Source organism: Streptomyces sp. NPDC050534 (assembly GCF_044457745.1).
Lineage (GTDB): Bacteria > Actinomycetota > Actinomycetes > Streptomycetales > Streptomycetaceae > Streptomyces.
Genome location: NZ_JBITHF010000010.1, coordinates 209859 through 224858, shown reverse-complemented (window position 1 = coordinate 224858; position 15000 = coordinate 209859). Strand labels below are relative to the sequence as shown.

General features: G+C 70.1%; 11 protein-coding genes and 1 pseudogene. 4 read left to right on the top strand and 8 right to left on the bottom strand.

Annotation, left to right across the window (positions count from 1 at the left end):
• Positions 1–148 precede the first annotated feature (148 nt).
• The 7 genes and pseudogenes from rbsD to ACIBN2_RS31060 form a co-directional block, all read right to left on the bottom strand.
• A complete protein-coding gene (gene rbsD, locus ACIBN2_RS31090) occupies positions 149–538 on the bottom strand; it encodes a D-ribose pyranase (protein WP_399139302.1) in 390 nt (129 codons plus the stop codon).
• The gene (locus ACIBN2_RS31085; RefSeq protein WP_399139300.1) at positions 535–1530 is read right to left on the bottom strand and encodes a ribokinase; all 996 of its coding nucleotides are present in this window, start codon (positions 1528–1530) and stop codon (positions 535–537) included. Before ACIBN2_RS31085 ends, rbsD begins: the two co-directional genes overlap by 4 nt.
• An 88-nt stretch (positions 1531–1618) precedes the next feature.
• A complete protein-coding gene (locus ACIBN2_RS31080) occupies positions 1619–3565 on the bottom strand; it encodes a substrate-binding domain-containing protein (protein ID WP_399139298.1) in 1947 nt (648 codons plus the stop codon).
• Positions 3555–5075: a sugar ABC transporter ATP-binding protein gene (locus ACIBN2_RS31075; protein ID WP_399139297.1), complete on the bottom strand. Its 1521-nt coding sequence runs from the start codon at positions 5073–5075 to the stop codon at positions 3555–3557. Before ACIBN2_RS31075 ends, ACIBN2_RS31080 begins: the two co-directional genes overlap by 11 nt.
• The gene (locus ACIBN2_RS31070; protein WP_399139296.1) at positions 5072–6100 is read right to left on the bottom strand and encodes a LacI family DNA-binding transcriptional regulator; all 1029 of its coding nucleotides are present in this window, start codon (positions 6098–6100) and stop codon (positions 5072–5074) included. The genes ACIBN2_RS31075 and ACIBN2_RS31070 overlap by 4 nt, the downstream gene beginning before the upstream one ends.
• Before the next feature lie 252 nt (positions 6101–6352).
• Positions 6353–6663: pseudogene (locus ACIBN2_RS31065) on the bottom strand (hypothetical protein); the annotation flags it as partial.
• 22 nt (positions 6664–6685) lie between these two features.
• The gene (locus tag ACIBN2_RS31060; protein WP_399139294.1) at positions 6686–7102 is read right to left on the bottom strand and encodes an ATP-binding protein; all 417 of its coding nucleotides are present in this window, start codon (positions 7100–7102) and stop codon (positions 6686–6688) included.
• Positions 7103–7304: 202 nt separating this feature from the next.
• Here ACIBN2_RS31060 and ACIBN2_RS31055 point away from each other — a divergent pair, with 202 nt between their 5' ends.
• The 4 genes from ACIBN2_RS31055 (at position 7305) to ACIBN2_RS31040 (ending at position 12134) form a co-directional block, all read left to right on the top strand.
• Positions 7305–8141: a DUF5753 domain-containing protein gene (locus tag ACIBN2_RS31055; RefSeq protein WP_399139292.1), complete on the top strand. Its 837-nt coding sequence runs from the start codon at positions 7305–7307 to the stop codon at positions 8139–8141.
• An 8-nt stretch (positions 8142–8149) separates the two neighbouring features.
• Complete coding sequence (locus ACIBN2_RS31050) at positions 8150–8335, top strand: DUF397 domain-containing protein (RefSeq protein ID WP_399139290.1); 186 nt, start codon at positions 8150–8152, stop codon at positions 8333–8335.
• Positions 8336–8364: 29 nt separating this feature from the next.
• Entirely contained in the window at positions 8365–10593 is a 2229-nt protein-coding gene (locus ACIBN2_RS31045; RefSeq protein ID WP_399139288.1) for an ATP-dependent RecD-like DNA helicase, read from the top strand.
• Positions 10594–10844: 251 nt separating this feature from the next.
• A complete protein-coding gene (locus ACIBN2_RS31040; RefSeq protein WP_399139286.1) occupies positions 10845–12134 on the top strand; it encodes a citrate synthase in 1290 nt (429 codons plus the stop codon).
• Between the two features lie 585 nt (positions 12135–12719).
• On the opposite strand, the gene ACIBN2_RS31035 is transcribed toward ACIBN2_RS31040, so the two are convergent.
• A complete protein-coding gene (locus tag ACIBN2_RS31035; protein WP_399139285.1) occupies positions 12720–14981 on the bottom strand; it encodes a heavy metal translocating P-type ATPase in 2262 nt (753 codons plus the stop codon).
• Positions 14982–15000 lie beyond the last annotated feature (19 nt).

The following is a 15000-nucleotide window of genomic DNA, read 5'->3' as shown; positions in this document are numbered from 1 at the left end:
AGCGGGTCGTAATTGGCATCAGGACTTCTCGGAGGGGGATCTGGGGGGATCGCGGGGGTTCTGATGTTGGAGGGGAAAAGCCGAGGGGGCCCGGTCGACGGATCGGGCCCCCTCGAATTTGTGCCCCGCCGTCCGGCGGGGTCCGTCGTCAGAAGAAGACGCCGCAGCGCAGGAGCACGTTGGCGTACGGCTGCGCCTCTCCCGTCCGGACGATCAGACGCGCGCCGGCCGACAGCTCCTTGAGCCGCTCGTGCGACACCAGGCCGAGCCCGGGGAAGTGGCCGCCGAGCAGGGCCGCGGCCGGCGGGTTGGCGTCGTGGATCTCCGTCGCCGCCGTGGCGCCCTCCACCACCAGCTCGGCCAGCAGCCCGTCCAGCACCTCGGCGAAGGACGGCACCCCGGCGCGGAAGGCGAGGTCGACCACGCGCGGGCCCTTCGGGATCGGCATGCCCGCGTCGCAGACCAGGACGCCGTCGCCGTGGCCCAGCTCGGCCAGCGCGCCGGCGAGATGACGGTTCAGGATTCCCGCCCGCTTCACTGCACCCCACCCCGCTGAGGAGTTCCGGATGCGCTGCCCGGCCCGCTCTTCCTGTCGGGGGCCCGGGAGTTGTCCCCCGGGATGGCACAGCACAGCGCGTCGACCTCCTCGGCCGTCGGGAAGGACACCTGCGCCCCCTCCTTGGTGACGGCGGCGGCGCCGACCCGCGCCGCGTACCCGGCCGCCTCCGTCAGGGTCGAACCCGTCCCGAGCCGGTACGCCAGCGCCGCCGTGAACGCGTCGCCCGCACCCGTCGTGTCCACCGCGCCGACCTTCACCGAGGGCACCCGCGCGACCCCGTCCGCCCCGGCCACCAGCGCGCCCTCCGCGCCCAGGGTGACCACGACCGAACGCGGGCCCTTGGCCAGCAGCAGCCGGGCCCAGTCCTCCGGGCGGTCCGAGACGCACGCCTCGCCCAGGATCACCTTCGCCTCGTGCTCGTTGACGATCAGCGGGTCGCAGGCCGCCAGCACCTGAGACGGCAGCGGTCGCGGCGGGGACGGGTTCAGGACGAAACGGCTGCCCGGCGAGAGACAGCGGACGACCTCGGCCACCGTCTCCAGCGGGATCTCCAGCTGCACCGAGACCACGTGCGCGGCCTGGAACAGGCACGCGGCGGCCCGGACGTCGGCCGGCGTGAGCCTGCCGTTCGCGCCCGGTGACACCACGATGCTGTTGTCGCCCGAGGGGTCGACGGTGATCAGCGCGACGCCGGTCGGCGCCCCGCCCACCAGCACGCCCACCGTGTCGACGCCGGCCTCGCGCTGCGAGTCGAGCAGCAGCCTGCCGTACGCGTCGTCGCCGACCCGGGCCAGCAGGGCCGTACGGGCGCCGAGCCGGGCGGCCGCGACCGCCTGGTTCGCGCCCTTGCCGCCCGGGTGGACGGCCAGGTCGGAGCCGAGCACGGTCTCACCGGCGTCCGGCCGGCGCTCGACTCCGATCACCAGGTCGGCGTTGGCCGACCCCACGACCAGCAGGTCGTAGTCGTACATCAGAAGGACTCCCCGTACATCAACAAGACTCCCTGAGAGATCACCTGGGGCGGGCGGTCCCCCTGACCGCCCGCCCGTTTCCCCGTCGTCAGCCGCTGAAGCCGGCCACGTTGGCCTTCGTGACCACCTTCACCGGCACCTTCACCGTCTCCTCGACCTTCTTGCCCTGCTGGGCCTTCAGCGCGTTGTCCACGGCGATCCTGCCCAGCTGCGAGGGCTGTTGTGCCACAGATGCGTACAGAGTGCCCCCTTCGACCGCCTTGAGCCCGTCCGGGGTGCCGTCGAATCCGACGACCTGGACCGACTTCCCGGCCTTGGAGCCGAGCGCCTTGATCGCGCCGAGGGCCATCTCGTCGTTGGCGGCGATGACGCCCTGGACGTCCGGGTGCGCCTGGAGCAGGTTCGACATCACGTCGAGGCCCTTGGTGCGGTCGAAGTCTGCCGGCTGCTGCGCGACGACCTTCAGACCCGGGTAGGCCTTGAGACCGGCCGCGAAGCCCGCCGCGCGCTCACGGGCCGCGGACGTGCCCGCCTGGCCCTGAAGGATCACGATCTTGCCCTTGCCGCCGAGCTTGTCCCCGATCGTCTTCGCCGCCAGCTCGCCGCCCCTGACGTTGTCGGAGGCCACGAGGGCGTCCACGGCCGCCTTGTTGACGCCGCGGTCGACCGCGATGACCGGGATCTTCGCCTTGTCGGCCGCCTTCACGGAGTTGCTCGCCGCGTCCGAGTCCACCGGGTTGACGATGATCGCGCCGAGGCCCGAACTGGTGAAGTTCTGCAGCTGGTTGGCCTGCTGCGAGGCGTCGTTCTGCGCGTCGGTGACGGTCAGGTCCACGCCCAGCTTCTTCGCCTCGGCCTGGGCGCCCGCCCGGATCTGCACGAAGAAGGGGTTGTTGAGGGTGGACAGGGACAGGCCCATCTTCGGGTCGGTGGAGTTCGAGCCGCCGTGCAGGAACGAGGTCGCGCCCACCAGCGCCACGGTCACGACCGCGGCCAGTGCGTACGTCCCCGCCTGCTTGCCCTTGTTCCCGCCCGCGCCCGCGGCCACCGGGGTCGCCCCGGCCTTGCGCCGCAGCGTGTCCAGGAGCACCGCCAGCGCGATGACGACGCCGATGACGACCTGCTGCCAGAAGGCGGAGACGTTCAGCAGGTTGAGGCCGTTGCGCAGCACCGCCAGGATGAGCGCGCCGATCAGGGTGCCGGACGCCTTGCCGGTGCCGCCCGCGAGCGAGGCGCCGCCGATGACGACCGCGGCGATCGCGTCCAGCTCGTAGCCGTCGGCGGCCTGCGGCTGCGCGGAGGACAGGCGTGAGGCGAGCACGATGCCCGCGACCGCGGCGAACAGACCGGAGAAGGCGTAGATGGCGAGCTTCTGCTTCTTCACCCGCAGACCGGACAGGCGCGCCGCTTCCTCGTTGCCGCCGATCGCGTACATGGAGCGGCCGATGTAGGTCCGGCCGAGCACGAACGCGGCGATCAGCCCCATCACGATCATGACCAGCACCGGCACGGGCAGCCAGCCGCCGAGCGTGTCGCCGAGGTGCGAGACCGAGTCCGGGAAGGGGATCGGGGAACCCTCGGAGATCACCAGCGACAGACCGCGGGCCACCGACAGCATGGCGAGCGTCGCGATGAACGGCGGCAGCTTCCCGTACGCGATCAGGAAGCCGTTGACGAGGCCGGCCGCGATGCCGGTGAGGACGGACAGCACGACGGCCAGGACGACCGGTACGCCGTGCGAAGTGGCGCTCCAGGCGAGGACGGTGGCCGACAGGGCCGCCACCGAGCCGACCGACAGGTCGATGCCCGCCGAGACGATCACGAAGGTGACGCCGAAGGCGAGCACGGCGGTCACGGCCGCCTGCACGCCCACGTTGAGCAGGTTGTCCGTCGTCAGGAAGTCCCCGGACAGCGCCGACAGGGCGATGAGGAGGACGATCAGCGCGGTGAGCGCGCCGTTGTCGAGCAGCAGTCGGCGCAGGCCGCTGGTGGCGCCACCGGCGCCCGCCCGGCTCTTGAGCGTGTCAGTGGCCACGGCTGGCCTCCGTTCCGGTCGTGGGGTTGGTCACGGCGAGTGCCATCACGGCGTCCTGCGTGGCCTCGCCGGCCGCGAGTTCGCCCGCGATCCGGCCCTGGGCCATCACCAGCACGCGGTCGCTCATGCCGAGCACCTCGGGCAGATCGCTGGAGATCATGAGGACGGCCGCGCCCTGGGCGGTGAGTTCGTTGACGAGCTGGTAGATCTCGACCTTGGCGCCGACGTCGATGCCGCGCGTCGGCTCGTCGAGGATCAGCACCTTGGTGTCGGCGAGGAGCCACTTGCCGATGACGACCTTCTGCTGGTTGCCGCCCGACAGCGTCCGAACGTGCTGGCCGAGTCCGGCCATCCGCACGCCGAGCTGCCGCGCGATCCGCTCGGCCGCCCCGTGCTGCGCCCTGCGGTCGACGAGCCCCGCGCGCGTGGCGGCCCGCATCGTCACCAGGCCGAGGTTCTCCTCCACGGAAGCGTCCAGCACCAGCCCCTGGCCCTTGCGGTCCTCGGGCACCAGCCCGATGCCGGCCGCCATCGCGGCGTTGACGTCCCCGCGCCGCACCGCGGAACCGGAGACCTTCACGGCCCCCTTGTCGTACGGGTCCGCGCCGAACACCGCCCGGACGACCTCCGTACGGCCCGCCCCGACGAGCCCGGCGATGCCGACCACCTCGCCGGCGTGCACCTCGAAGCTGACGTCGTGGAAGACGCCGTCGCGGGTCAGGCCCTCGACGGTGAGCAACGCGGCGCCGGTGTCGGCCCGTTCGCGCGGGTACTGCTGCTCGATCGAGCGGCCCACCATGAGGCGTACGAGCTCGTCCTCGGGCGTGGCGGCGGGCACCTGCCCGACGGACTTCCCGTCCCGGATGACCGTGACCCGGTCGCCCAGGGCGGCGATCTCGTCCAGGTGATGGGTGATGAAGACGACGCCCACGCCGTCCTCGCGCAGCGTGCGCACGATCGCGAAGAGCTTCTCCACCTCCTCGGAGGTGAGCACGGCGGTCGGCTCGTCCATGATGAGCACGCGCGCGTTCAGGCTGAGCGCCTTGGCGATCTCGACCATCTGCAGGCGCGCGATGCCGAGTTCACGCACGCGCGCGCGTGGCGAGACGTTCACGCCGACCCGCTTCAGCAGGACCTCGGCGTCCGCCTCCATCCTCTTCCGGTCGATCATCCCGAAGCGGCGCGGCTGGCGCCCCAGGAAGATGTTCTCGGCGACCGTGAGGTCCGGTACGAGGTTGAACTCCTGGTAGATGGTGGCGATCCCGAGGCGCTCGGAGTCCTGCGCACCATGGATGCGCACCTCCTCGCCGCCCACGAGGATCCGGCCGGCGTCGGGCGTGTACGCACCCGAGAGCATCTTGATGAGCGTGCTCTTGCCCGCGCCGTTCTCGCCGAGGAGCACATGCACCTCGCCGCGGCGCAGACCGAAGTCGACGCCGTCGAGCGCGACCACTCCGGGGAAGCTCTTCCGTATGCCCTCGATGCGCAGCAACTCGTCCGCGTTGCTCACGACTGGCTCCTGTTCCTTGCGGGGTTCTCGGCGGGGTCCTCGCCGCAGGAGCGGCGTACGACGAGACGGGCGGGGAGGGTGACGGACTGCGGGGTCCGTCCCTCGATGCGGTCCACCAGGGCCCTTACGGCGGCCCGGCCCAGCTCGCCCGTGGGCTGGGCGACCGCGGTGATCGGCGGATCGGTGTGCACGAACCAGCGGATGTCGTCGAAGGCGGCCAGGGCCATGTCGTGCGGCACCCGCAGCCCGCGCGCGCGGAGCGCGTCCAGCGCGCCGAGCGCCATCAGGTTGTCGGCGGCGAAGACGACCTCGGGCGGCTCGGGCAGGTCGAGGAAGCCCTCGGTGACCCGCCGCCCGCTCTCGGCCTGGAAGTCGCCCTGCCCGATGTAGGCGTCGGGCAGTTCGAGGCCGTACGCGCCGAGCGCCTCCCGGAAGGCGTCCACCCGCTCCCGGCCGGTCGTGGTGGCGGCCGGGCCCGCGATGATCGCGAGCCGCCGGTGCCCCAGCCGGTGCAGATGCGCGACGAGGTCCCGTACGGCGGCCCGTCCGTCCGAGCGCACCACCGGCACGTCGACGCCCGGGATCCACCGGTCGACGAAGACCATCGGCGTCCCCGCGCGCGCGGCGTCCAGCATCAGCGGCGAGCCGCCGTCGGTGGGGGAGACGAGCAGGCCGTCGATACGGCGGTCCAGCAGGTTCCGTACGTGATGGTCCTGCAGATCGGGCCGCTCGTCGGCGTTGCCGATGATGACGCTGTAGCCGAGCGCGCGGGCCTCCTCCTCGACGGAGCGGGCCAGCTCGGTGAAGTAGGGGTTCAGCACGTCGCTGATGACCAGGCCCAGGGTGTGGGTCTGGTCGGTGCGCAGTGAACGGGCGACGGCGTTCGGGCGGTAGCCCAGCGCCTCGACGGCGGCCAGCACCCGCGTGCGTGCCGCCGCGCTCACCGACGGATGGTCGTTCAGCACCCGCGAGACCGTCGCGACGGACACACCGGCCTCGGCGGCAACGTCCTTGATGCCCGCCATCGACGCCCACCTCCTCGTGGAATCGTTTACAACGATGCGTCACGGAGGATTGGAATCGATTACACGGCGACAGTGCAAGACCCTGATACCGGATCGTGATGAACGTGCCCGGAGGGGCGGCGGGCCATCTCGTCATGGGGAGGTGCCGCCGGTCGCCGCGGCCCGGCACGGTGCCGGCGCCGTCCAGGGCCGGTCGCCGGCCTCACCGATGAGGCCGGGTGAGCGGCCGCGCGACATCGCACCGCGGGTTGCTCACTCCTCGGCGAACAACTCCGCCCCGTGCGTGGCACGTACGGCGCGCTGGGCCCACACCTCCAGCTGCGCCAGGTCCGTGCAGGCCATCACGCGCTCACGGACGGAGTCGGGCACCGGGATGACGCGCCACTCCAGGATGCGCAGTGTCATCTCCTGGCGGTCCTGAATCCGGCCTTATTCCAGGCCTTGTTCCCTGCCTTCCGCGCGTACTTGCTCCGCGAGAGGGTGTCGCCAGAAGTACTGGATCGCCGTCATCAGATCCTCCACATCTGCTTTGCCTGGGGATCGGCCAGGCAGGAGTCGACGAAAACCGCCTTTGTCGGCGACGACCTACGCCACCGCAAGTTCGCACCACACGTACTTGCCCCGGCTGCCGTGTCGCGACAGCGGGTGCCAGCCCCACAGGTCGGAGCAGGCCCGTACCAGCACCAGTCCCCGTCCTTCCTCCGCCTCGCCGAGGCGCGCCAACGGCACGGGCGGCTCGGGCGGTTCGGGGTCCGCGTCCCACGCCCCGATCCGCAGCGTGCCGGGCGGCGCCCAGCGGACCCGCAGGGCGGCCGGCCCCTTCGTGTGCCGTACGGCGTTGGTGACCAGCTCGGTGGCGAGGAGTTCGGCGACGTCCACGAGGCCGATCAGTCCGTGTGCGGTGAGGATCAGCCGGAGGGTGCGGCGACTGACGGTGACGGCGCGGAGGTCGTTGGGGATGGAGAGGCAGTACTCCCAAGGTTCGGTGGTGCTTTCGGGCATGCGTCAACTCCGGTTCGGTGGTGGGGGGTTGGCGGTGGCATCGCCGCGACCGTCCGGGCGAGCAGGACGGAGCGGTGCACTTCCGCAGCGTGTGCGTTGCGTCACCGACGGTAGGGGTTTCATGTAATCCAAGGCAAGCCGATCGCGTAATCTGACCCCGAACGAGCCTCAGTTCCGGACGGGTTGAACCAAGGAGCAGTCGATGGTCCTCAGGCGCGAACCAACCGCTCGCCAGATGCGCCTGGGAGCCGAACTGCGCAGGCTTCGCGAGGCGGCGGCGCTCACCGCCATCGAGGCGGCGGCCCTGCTCGGGGCGAACCGGGTCCAGATCAGTCAGATCGAGTCTGGGCTCGTGGGTGTGAGCGAGCAACGGGTGCGGCGCCTTGCATCCCATTACGCCTGTACGGACCAGGAGTTCGTCGACGCCCTGGCGGTGATGGCCGTCGATCGCACACGCGGTTGGTGGGAGAAGTACCGGGGTCAACTGCCCACATCGTTCCTGGACCTCTCCGAGCTGAACCACCATGCGTCGTTTCGGCGCGACGTCGCGATCCTGTACGTGCCAGGCCTGCTCCAGACAGAGGAGTACGCCCGGGCCGTCTTCTCCGGCAGGGTCCCCGAGCTCACCCACGAGGAACTCGAGTTGCGTGTCCGCCACCGCATGGCGGGCCAGGAGATCACCATCCCGTACGAGCTGGTGATCCACGAGTCGGCCCTACGGATCAGGGTCGGCGACCGCCCTGCCTCGCGCGCCCAACTCGGCAAGCTCCTGGAGCTCTCGGAAGCGGAGAACGTCACCGTGCGAGTCATCCCGTTCGACCTGGACGGCTTCTCCCGAGCCTCCAGCACGATGACGTACGTGGGCGGTCCCGTGCCCAAGCTGGACACGGTGGTCCGTGATGTGCCCCACGGCTCGGCCTTGATCGACTCTGCTTCACAGCTCGGCGCCTTTCGAACGCGCTTCCGTAAGGTGGAAGCCGTATCGCTCGACCCCGAGCGGTCACGCGACTTCATCAACCGGCTGGCGAAAGAGCTGTGAGGCACCCCATGGACAACTGGCGCAAGTCGTCCTACTCGGGCCCGGACGACGGCAACGAGTGCGTAGAGATAGCCACCACCCCCACCCGCACAGCCGTCCGCGACTCGAAGACCCCCACCCGAGCCACCCTCACCTTCCCCGCCCCCACCTTCACCACCTTCCTCGAAGCCCTGAAATCCGCTCGTCTCCGCTGAGTGTCAGTCCTCACCGGTACGGTCGGATCATGTCCAATCAGGCGGTGGTCGAGGGGGTCCTCGAACGCATCACGTACGCCAACGAGGAGAACGGCTACACCGTCGCCCGCGTCGACACCGGCAGAGGCGCGGGCGATCTCCTCACGGTCGTCGGCGCGCTGCTCGGCGCCCAGGTCGGCGAGTCCCTGCGCATGGAAGGGCGTTGGGGTTCACACCCCCAGTACGGCAAGCAGTTCACCGTCGAGAACTACACGACACTGCTGCCGGCCACCGTCCAGGGCATCCGGCGCTACCTCGGCTCCGGCCTGGTCAAGGGCATCGGACCGGTCTTCGCCGACCGCATCACCCAGCACTTCGGCCTGGACACCCTGCAGATCATCGAGGAGGAGCCGAAGCGGCTCATCGAGGTCCCCGGTCTCGGCCCCAAGCGCACCAAGAAGATCGCCGACGCCTGGGAGGAGCAGAAGGCGATCAAGGAGGTCATGCTCTTCCTCCAGACCGTCGAGGTGTCCACCTCCATCGCCGTGCGGATCTACAAGAAGTACGGCGACGCCTCGATCTCCGTGGTGAAGAACCAGCCGTACCGCCTCGCGGCCGACGTCTGGGGCATCGGCTTCCTGACCGCCGACAAGATCGCCCAGTCCGTCGGCATCCCGCACGACAGCCCGGAGCGCGTGAAGGCGGGCCTGCAGTACGCGCTGTCGCAGGCCACCGACCAGGGCAACTGCTACCTCCCGGAGGAGCAGTTGATCGCCGACGCGGTGAAGCTGCTCCAGGTCGACACCGGCCTGGTCATCGAGTGCCTCGCCGAGCTCGCGCGGGAGCCCGAGGAAGGCGAGGACCCCGGGGTCGTACGGGAGAAGGTGCCGGGCCCGGACGGCGGCGACCCGGTGACGGCCGTCTTTCTCGTGCCCTTCCACCGTGCCGAACTCTCCCTCTCCGCCCAGCTGTTGCGCCTCCTGCGCACGGAGGAGGACCGGATGCCCGGCTTCCACGACGTGGCCTGGGACAAGGCGCTGGGCTGGCTGAAGGACCGCACGGGCGCGGACCTCGCCCCGGAGCAGGAGGCCGCGGTCAAGCTCGCGTTGACCAAGAAGGTCGCCGTACTGACCGGCGGCCCCGGCTGCGGCAAGTCCTTCACCGTCCGCTCGGTCGTGGAGCTGGCCCGCGCCAAGAACGCGAAGGTCGTCCTCGCGGCCCCCACCGGCCGCGCCGCCAAGCGCCTGTCCGAGCTCACCGGCGCCGAAGCCTCCACCGTCCACCGCCTGCTGGAGCTGAAGCCCGGCGGCGACGCGGCGTACGACAGGGAGCGCCCGCTCCAGGCCGACCTGGTGGTCGTCGACGAGGCGTCCATGCTGGACCTGCTGCTCGCGAACAAGCTGGTCAAGGCGGTCCCGCCGGGCGCCCACCTGCTCTTCGTCGGGGACGTCGACCAACTGCCCAGCGTGGGGGCCGGCGAGGTCCTGCGTGACCTGCTCGCCGACGGCAGCCCGATCCCCTCCGTGCGCCTCACGCGCGTGTTCCGCCAGGCCCAGCAGTCCGGCGTGGTGACGAACGCCCACCGGATCAACTCCGGCCACCACCCGGTCACCGACGGAATGAAGGACTTCTTCCTCTTCGTCGAGGACGACACCGAGGAGGCCGGGCGGCTCACCGTGGACGTGGCCTCCCGCCGTGTCCCGGCCAGGTTCGGCCTCGACCCGCGGCGCGATGTCCAGGTCCTCGCCCCCATGCACCGCGGCCCCGCCGGCGCCGGCACGCTCAACGGCCTGCTCCAGCAGGCGATCACCCCGGGCCGGCCCGACCTTCCGGAGAAGCGGTTCGGGGGCCGCGTCTTCCGCGTCGGCGACAAGGTCACCCAGATTCGCAACAATTACGAGAAGGGCAAGAACGGTGTCTTCAACGGCACCGTCGGCGTTGTCACCTCGCTCGACCCGGTCGACCAGCGCCTGACGGTGCTGACGGACGAGGACGAGGAGGTTCCGTACGAATTCGACGAACTGGACGAGCTGGCCCACGCGTACGCGGTGACCATTCACCGCTCGCAGGGGAGTGAATATCCGGCGGTGGTGATCCCGGTCACCACCGGTGCCTGGATGATGCTTCAGCGCAACCTGCTCTACACGGCGGTCACCCGGGCCAAGAAGCTGGTGGTCCTCGTCGGTTCACGCAAGGCGATCGGTCAGGCGGTGCGTACGGTGTCCGCGGGGCGGCGATGCACGGCGCTCGACTTCCGGCTTTCTCCCAGACCTCTGTGAGAGCGCTTGCGACCTCCGTGGCGCCTTCGTGCGGCAGGCATCACAAAAAATGATCGATCAAATGAGTCGCGAAGGTCACAGAGCACTTCCGGATGGAGAAACAAGGGGGCAGGATGTGCAAGTTGGCGGCACTCAGTGCCGCCGATAGACCCGATGGTCGGCCCCGAGTGCACTCTCCTGAGCCAATTGGGGGATGGTAGAGACAGTCAGGGCAACCTCGAAGATGAGGCACTACGTCGGTGAGGGAAGACGTGAGCGACAACTCTGTAGTACTGCGGTACGGCGACGGCGAGTACACCTACCCGGTGATCGACAGCACCGTCGGCGACAAGGGCTTCGACATCGGGAAGCTCCGCGCCCAGACCGGTCTGGTGACGCTGGACAGCGGTTACGGCAACACCGCCGCCTATAAATCCGCCGTCACCTACCTCGACGGCGAGGCGGGCATCCTCCGGTACCGCGGCTACCCGATCGAGCAGCTGGCGGAGCGCTCCACCTTCCTGGAGGTCGCCTACCTGCTGATCAACGGTGAGCTTCCGACCGTGGACGAGCTCACCTCGTTCCAGAACGAGATCACGCAGCACACCCTGCTGCACGAGGACGTCAAGAACTTCTACAAGGGCTTCCCGCGCGACGCCCACCCGATGGCCATGCTGTCCTCGGTGGTCTCGGCGCTGTCCACGTTCTACCAGGACAGCCACAACCCCTTCGACGAGCGGCAGCGCAACCTCTCCACGATCCGCCTGCTCGCCAAGCTCCCGACGATCGCGGCGTACGCGTACAAGAAGTCGATCGGCCACCCGTTCGTCTACCCGCGCAACGACCTCGGCTACGTCGAGAACTTCCTGCGCATGACCTTCTCGGTCCCGGCCCAGGAGTACGACCTCGACCCGGTCGTCGTCTCCGCGCTCGACAAGCTGCTGATCCTGCACGCGGACCACGAGCAGAACTGCTCGACCTCCACGGTCCGTCTGGTCGGCTCCTCGCAGGCCAACATGTTCGCGTCGATCTCGGCCGGCATCAACGCCCTCTGGGGCCCGCTGCACGGCGGCGCCAACCAGTCCGTGCTGGAGATGCTCGAGGGCATCCAGACCAGCGGCGGCGACGTCGACTCCTTCATCCGCAAGGTGAAGAACAAGGAGGACGGCGTCCGGCTGATGGGCTTCGGCCACCGGGTCTACAAGAACTTCGACCCGCGCGCGAAGATCATCAAGGCGGCGGCGCACGACGTCCTGTCCGCGCTCGGCAAGTCCGACGAGCTGCTGGACATCGCGCTGAAGCTGGAGGAGCACGCGCTCTCCGACGACTACTTCGTCTCGCGCAGCCTCTACCCGAACGTCGACTTCTACACCGGCCTGATCTACCGCGCCATGGGTTTCCCGACCGAGATGTTCACGGTCCTGTTCGCCCTCGGCCGCCTGCCCGGCTGGATCGCCCAGTGGCACGAGATGATCAAGGAGCCCGGCTCCCGCATCGGCCGCCCGCGCCAGATCTACACGGGCGTCGTCGAGCGCGATTTCATCCCGGTCGAGGAGCGCTGACACCTGTCGTCGTGGGGCGCCGGCCGGCCGGTGCCCCGTCGCCGCCGGGTTGTTCCCTCCGCAGTGCCGCCCGATGGCGGCGAACAGGCAAAACAGAAGGCGCCCTGGCGCCGGTCCCCCCACGGGCCGACGTCCAGGGCGCCTTCCCATGTCCCGGTGCGGATTCCCCCCACGGGATCCGGCCGGGCGTCTGCGAGGACAGCGCCTGAATCGCTGTTGTGTGCGGTCTGCCGGGACAACGCACGCTCGGGAGGGCCGCTCAAAGCTCCCCGGTGTACGTGCCCCGGCAACGCACCTCTGAGGAAGTCCCCCAAGACATCCTCAGATGCCAGGAAACGCCCCCCAAGACGCTGCCTGACATCGTCAACTTAGACCTTCGTACCCCTTCAATGGTTACGTTCACATCACTGTGATCTGCGTCTCTTGCATATGTCCGTTAGATGCGCAAGAGCCCCGATACGCCGATCGGGACCCAAGCGTAAGGATGATGCGCGAGCCTTGTGAAGAGCTTATGTGAGCCTGGCCCCGGACTCCAGAGGTGCTCTTGCCTCGAGTTCGCCTAACCGCCGGTAACTTTGCCGCAGTTCAGTAGAACGTCCGCAGCCGGAGGCTGTTGGTCACCACGAACACGGACGAGAAGGCCATGGCGGCCCCGGCGATCATCGGGTTGAGCAGCCCGGCGGCGGCCAGCGGCAGCGCCGCGACGTTGTACCCGAAGGCCCATACGAGATTGCCCCTGATCGTGGACAGCGTCCTGCGGGAGAGCCGGATCGCGTCCGCGGCCACCCGCAGATCCCCGCGTACCAACGTCAGATCGGCGGCCTCGATCGCCGCGTCCGTCCCGGTCCCCATCGCCAGCCCCAGATCGGCCGTGGCCAGCGCGGCCGCGTCGTTGACGCCGTCGCCGACCATCGCGACGCGACGGCCCTCGGCCTGCAGCCGCCGTACGGCCTCGACCTTCTCCTCGGGCAGGACCTCCGCGATCACCTGCTCGATGCCGACCGAGCGCGCCACCGCCTCGGCCACCGCCCGGTTGTCCCCGGTCAGCAGCACCGGCGTGAGCCCCAGCGCGCGCAGCTCGCGCACCGCCTCGGCACTGGTCTCCTTGACCGCGTCGGCGACGGCGACGACACCGCGTGCCACGCCGTCCCAGCCGATCACCACGGCCGTACGTCCGCCGCGCTCGGCCTCGGCCTTCGCGCGGGCCAGTTCCTCCGGCAGTTCCGCGGCGTACTCGGCGAGCCGCCCCACGGACACCTCGCGGCCCTCCACACGCCCACGTACGCCCCGACCGGGCACGTTCTCGAACTCCTCGACCTCCGGGAGCCGTCCGGCATGCTCAGTGGCGCCCAAGGCGATCGCCCGGGCGACAGGATGCTCGGAGGCGTGCTCGACGGCGCCCGCGAGCCGCAGCACCTCCCTCTCGTCGGTTCCGGTGGCGGCGTACACCTCGTGGAGGGTCATCCGGCCGGTGGTGACCGTGCCGGTCTTGTCGAGCACGACGGTGTCCACGCGGCGCGTGGACTCCAGGACCTCGGGGCCCTTGATGAGGATGCCGAGCTGGGCGCCGCGCCCCGTGCCGACCATCAGCGCGGTGGGCGTCGCCAGGCCCAGTGCGCACGGGCAGGCGATGATCAGGACCGCCACGGCGGCGGTGAAGGCGGCGACCGCGTCACCGGTGGCGCCGAGCCAGGCGCCGAACGTCGCGACCGCGAAGAGCATGACGACGGGCACGAAGACCGCCGAGATCCGGTCGGCGAGTCGCTGCACCTCGGCCTTGCCGTTCTGCGCGTCCTCCACCAGCTTCGCCATCCGCGCGAGCTGCGTGTCGGCACCCACGCGCGTGGCTTCGACGACGAGCCGGCCCCCGGCGTTGACCGTGGCCCCGGTGACGGCGTCGCCCGTGGTCACGTCCGCCGGCACCGACTCGCCCGTCAGCATCGAGGCGTCCACGGCGGACGTGCCCTCGACGACGGTGCCGTCGGTCGCGATCTTCTCCCCGGGGCGTACGACGAAACGGTCCCCGACGGCCAGCCGGGACACGGGGACGCGGATCTCACGGCCGTCGCGCAGCACGGCCACGTCCTTGGCGCCCAGCTCCATCAGCGCCCTGAGTGCGGCACCCGCCCGCCGCTTGGAGCGGGCCTCCAGGTAGCGGCCGAGCAGGATGAAGGCGACGACGCCCGCGGCGACCTCGAGATAGATCGTGGAAGCCCCGTCCGTACGGGAGACGGTGAAGCTGAACTCGTCGCGCATGCCGGGCATGCCCGCGTCGCCGAGGAACAGCGCCCACAGCGACCAGCCGAACGCCGCCAGCGTGCCGACGGAGACCAGCGTGTCCATGGTGGCCGCGCCGTGCCGGGCATTCGTCCAGGCCGCCCGGTGGAAGGGCAGCCCGCCCCAGACGACGACCGGCGCGGCGAGGGTGAGCGCCAGCCACTGCCAGTCGTCGAACTGAAGGGCGGGGACCATCGACAACAGCACCACGGGGAGCGCGAGCAGGGCGGAGACCGTGAACCGCCTGCGCCAGGAGGCGAGTTCCGGGTCCTGCGGGGTCTCTTGAACGGCGGCGGGCTCCGCCTGCGGCGGAGGCGGCTCCTCCGCGGAGTACCCCGTCTTCACCACGGTGGCGATCAGATCGGCGACCTGGATGCCGGCGGGGTAGGTGATCCGCGCCTTCTCCGTGGCGTAGTTCACCGTGGCGGTGACGCCGTCCATGCGGTTGAGCTTCTTCTCGACGCGGGCCGCGCAGGAGGCGCAGGTCATCCCGCCGATGAGCAGCTCGACCTCGGAGCCGTCCGCGGCCGTGCGTATCGGTGCCGGTGTCGCTGCGGTGGTGCTGGTCATCTGGGGTACCCGGCCTCCT

What these genes read in the sequence shown, in the direction of transcription:
- ACIBN2_RS31085 (WP_399139300.1), bottom strand. Translation starts at nt 1,530, where the DNA reads ATGTACGACTACGACCTGCTGGTCGTGGGGTCGGCCAACGCCGACCTG.
- ACIBN2_RS31070 (WP_399139296.1), bottom strand. Translation starts at nt 6,100, where the DNA reads ATGGCGGGCATCAAGGACGTTGCCGCCGAGGCCGGTGTGTCCGTCGCG.
- ACIBN2_RS31060 (WP_399139294.1), bottom strand. Translation starts at nt 7,102, where the DNA reads ATGCCCGAAAGCACCACCGAACCTTGGGAGTACTGCCTCTCCATCCCC.
- ACIBN2_RS31055 (WP_399139292.1), top strand. Translation starts at nt 7,305, where the DNA reads ATGGTCCTCAGGCGCGAACCAACCGCTCGCCAGATGCGCCTGGGAGCC.
- ACIBN2_RS31050 (WP_399139290.1), top strand. Translation starts at nt 8,150, where the DNA reads ATGGACAACTGGCGCAAGTCGTCCTACTCGGGCCCGGACGACGGCAAC.
- ACIBN2_RS31045 (WP_399139288.1), top strand. Translation starts at nt 8,365, where the DNA reads ATGTCCAATCAGGCGGTGGTCGAGGGGGTCCTCGAACGCATCACGTAC.
- ACIBN2_RS31035 (WP_399139285.1), bottom strand. Translation starts at nt 14,981, where the DNA reads ATGACCAGCACCACCGCAGCGACACCGGCACCGATACGCACGGCCGCG.